This is a genomic window from Euzebya sp. (assembly GCF_964222135.1).
Taxonomy (GTDB): Bacteria; Actinomycetota; Nitriliruptoria; order Euzebyales; family Euzebyaceae; genus Euzebya.
The window spans coordinates 1-2,425 of the sequence record NZ_CAXQBR010000110.1; the positions used below are offsets into that span (position 1 = coordinate 1).

A 2,425-nucleotide genomic window follows, 5' to 3' on the forward strand; every position below is an offset into this window, starting at 1 on the left:
TGGAGGGTCCGAAGCGGTCGTCGATGTCCTCGACGATGTCGGGGAGGGGGGTGCCGGCGTCGAGGTGGTCGCGGACGGCGTCGGCTTCGGCGATGCAGATGCCACATCCGGCTCCGTGGGCTTCCCAGCCCCCGTCGGCCCGGACGAAGCAGTCGGTCAGCTTGGTGTGGTCGAACGCCGCCTCACAACCGCAGTAGCAGCGGACGTGGTCGTAGGCGTCGGTGTGCTCAGCGGCGTGGCGGTACCGCTCGGCCATCGCGTCGTCGACGCTGGTGAGGTCCAGCACCCCGTCAGGGGAGATGCGGGCCATGGGCGCCGCAGCGGTGGCCGAGGTCGGAGGGTCGACGACGGCAGTCAGCCCGGTCGTCAACACGATCCCGACGGCGACCACCGTCACCAGCGCCACGAGACCCGCGATGACGCGCAGGCGAGCCGATGATGATCTCGCGTCGTCGGGAACGGTGTCCGGTTCGGTGATCATCGGAGCCGCTCCAGGGTGTCGGCGGTGTCGGTGTCGGTCCGAGGGCGCGCCGGTCGGGCGGGTTCGGGTCGGGTGGTGGCGTCAGGCCGGGCCAGCCACCACAGAGCGCCGCCCATGACGATGGGGCATATCAGCACAGCTGCGAGGACGCCGATGCTGCCCGCGGCGCCACCGGACAGCGCCACGACCGCGAGCGCGATGGCGATCCCGACGCCACAGCCGATGAGGTGGTTCTTGTGCATGCCGGCACTGTCGGCGTGCGGTGTGGAGAAGGTGTGGAGATGCGGCGCAGCCGCGGTGTCTTCGGTCTGCGCCACGTGCAGGGACGGCAGCGGCGCGGGATGCTCGTGGGTGATGGCATCCACCGTGCTGCTGGTCGAGGACGAGTCGAAGATCCGCAACCTGGTGCGCAGCTACCTCGAGCGCGCCGGGCTGCTGGTGGTGTCGACCGGGTCGGGCGCCGAGGCGCTGACCCTCCACGCCGAAGCCTCCCCCGACCTGATCGTCCTGGACCTCGGCCTGCCGGACATCGCCGGGGGGACCGTGGCCGCGGAGGTCCGCCGCACGTCGGCCACGCCGATCCTGATCCTCACGGCCAAAGCTGGCGAGGCCGACCGGATCGCGGGGCTCGAGCTCGGGGCCGACGACTACCTGACCAAGCCGTTCAGCCCACGGGAGCTCGTCCTCCGGGTGCAGGCCATCCTGCGCCGCTCAGGTGCAGCGGACGGCGACACCACCACCAGCTTCGGTGAGGGACGGGTCGTCATCGACGTCGACCGACGCGAAGTGGTCGTCGACGACGCCGTCGTGGAGCTCACCCCGACCGAGTGGACCCTCCTCACCGCCCTGTCCGCGTCTCCCGGTCGGGTCTTCAGCCGCTTCGAGTTGATCAACCGGATCAGGGGACATGAGTTCGACGGGTACGAGCGCACCGTCGACAGCCACGTGAAGAACCTCCGCCGGAAGATCGAACGCGATGCGACCAACCCGCAGCTGGTGACCACCGTGGTCGGCGTCGGCTACCGCTTCGGATTGTCCCGTGACCCCCGCTAGTCGCCGGGGTTCCCTCGCGCTGCGCCTGGCCGCGGCGTTCGTCACCGTCGCCATCGCCGCCGTCGTGGTCCTGGCGGTGCTGATCGTCGTCGCCACCGACGCCGAGACACGACAGCTGCTCGACCGCGAGCACCGCATCGCGACCGACTCCGCAGCGGCTGCAGCCGCCCGCGCCCACGCCGACGCAGGCGGCTGGACCGACGCCGACCTCGACACCACCGCCGCGGTCGCCGCCAGCGCCGAAGCCCGCCTGGTCGTCACCGGCCCCGACGGTGAGGTGGTCGCCGCGCCCACCGACCAGTTGGCGGAGATGATGGCGGCCATGCACGGAGTGGCCACCGTCGAGCAGCCGCGCGGCCGCCCGTTCACGGCCGACGTGGTCGTCGACGGGGAGGGGGTCGGGACCGTGTCGCTGACGTTCCCCACCGCGCACGGCGGACCGACGGATCAGCTGCGCTCCGCGCTGTGGCGCACCGCGGTGATCGGCACACTCCTGGCCACAGCCGTCGCCCTCGGCGTCGCGGTGGTCGTGGCTCGTCGACTGACCCGACCGGTCACCGCCTTGACCGACGCCGCATCCAGGCTCGCCGCCGGGAACACCACCGCCAGGGCAGACGTGGCTGCGCCCGGCGAGTTGGGCGTGCTTGCCCACACCTTCGACGATATGGCCGATCGCCTGGAGACCACCGCACGGGCGCACCGGCAGATGGTCGCCGACATCGCCCACGAGCTCCGCACACCCCTGGCAATCCTCCACGGGGAGACCGAAGCCCTCCTCGACGGCGTCACCCAACCCGACGACGCCGCGCTCGCCTCCCTCCACGACGAGATCGTCCGGCTCACCCGCCTTGTCGGCGATCTGGAGACCCTCGCCGCAGCCGACGCCGCGCG

At 71.7% G+C, this 2,425-nt stretch carries 4 protein-coding genes; 2 read left to right on the forward strand and 2 right to left on the reverse strand.

Going from position 1 to position 2,425, the window contains the following annotated elements; all coding sequences use genetic code 11:
* The coding region (locus ACEQ2X_RS24260; RefSeq protein WP_370328477.1) for a PCYCGC motif-containing (lipo)protein at window positions 1-481 on the reverse strand (481 nt) is incomplete at its 3' end.
* A complete protein-coding gene (locus ACEQ2X_RS24265) occupies window positions 478-723 on the reverse strand; it encodes a hypothetical protein (RefSeq protein ID WP_370328479.1) in 246 nt (81 codons plus the stop codon). The genes ACEQ2X_RS24265 and ACEQ2X_RS24260, both read right to left, overlap by 4 nt.
* A gap of 112 nt (window positions 724-835) precedes the next feature.
* On the opposite strand from ACEQ2X_RS24265, the gene ACEQ2X_RS24270 reads away from it, so the two are divergent.
* Both ACEQ2X_RS24270 and ACEQ2X_RS24275 read left to right on the forward strand, forming a co-directional pair.
* The gene (locus ACEQ2X_RS24270; protein ID WP_370328480.1) at window positions 836-1,534 is read left to right on the forward strand and encodes a response regulator transcription factor; all 699 of its coding nucleotides are present in this window, start codon (window positions 836-838) and stop codon (window positions 1,532-1,534) included.
* Window positions 1,521-2,425, forward strand: a 905-nt coding sequence (locus ACEQ2X_RS24275; RefSeq protein ID WP_370328481.1) for a HAMP domain-containing protein, incomplete at its 3' end; no start/stop codon positions are given. The genes ACEQ2X_RS24270 and ACEQ2X_RS24275, both read left to right, overlap by 14 nt.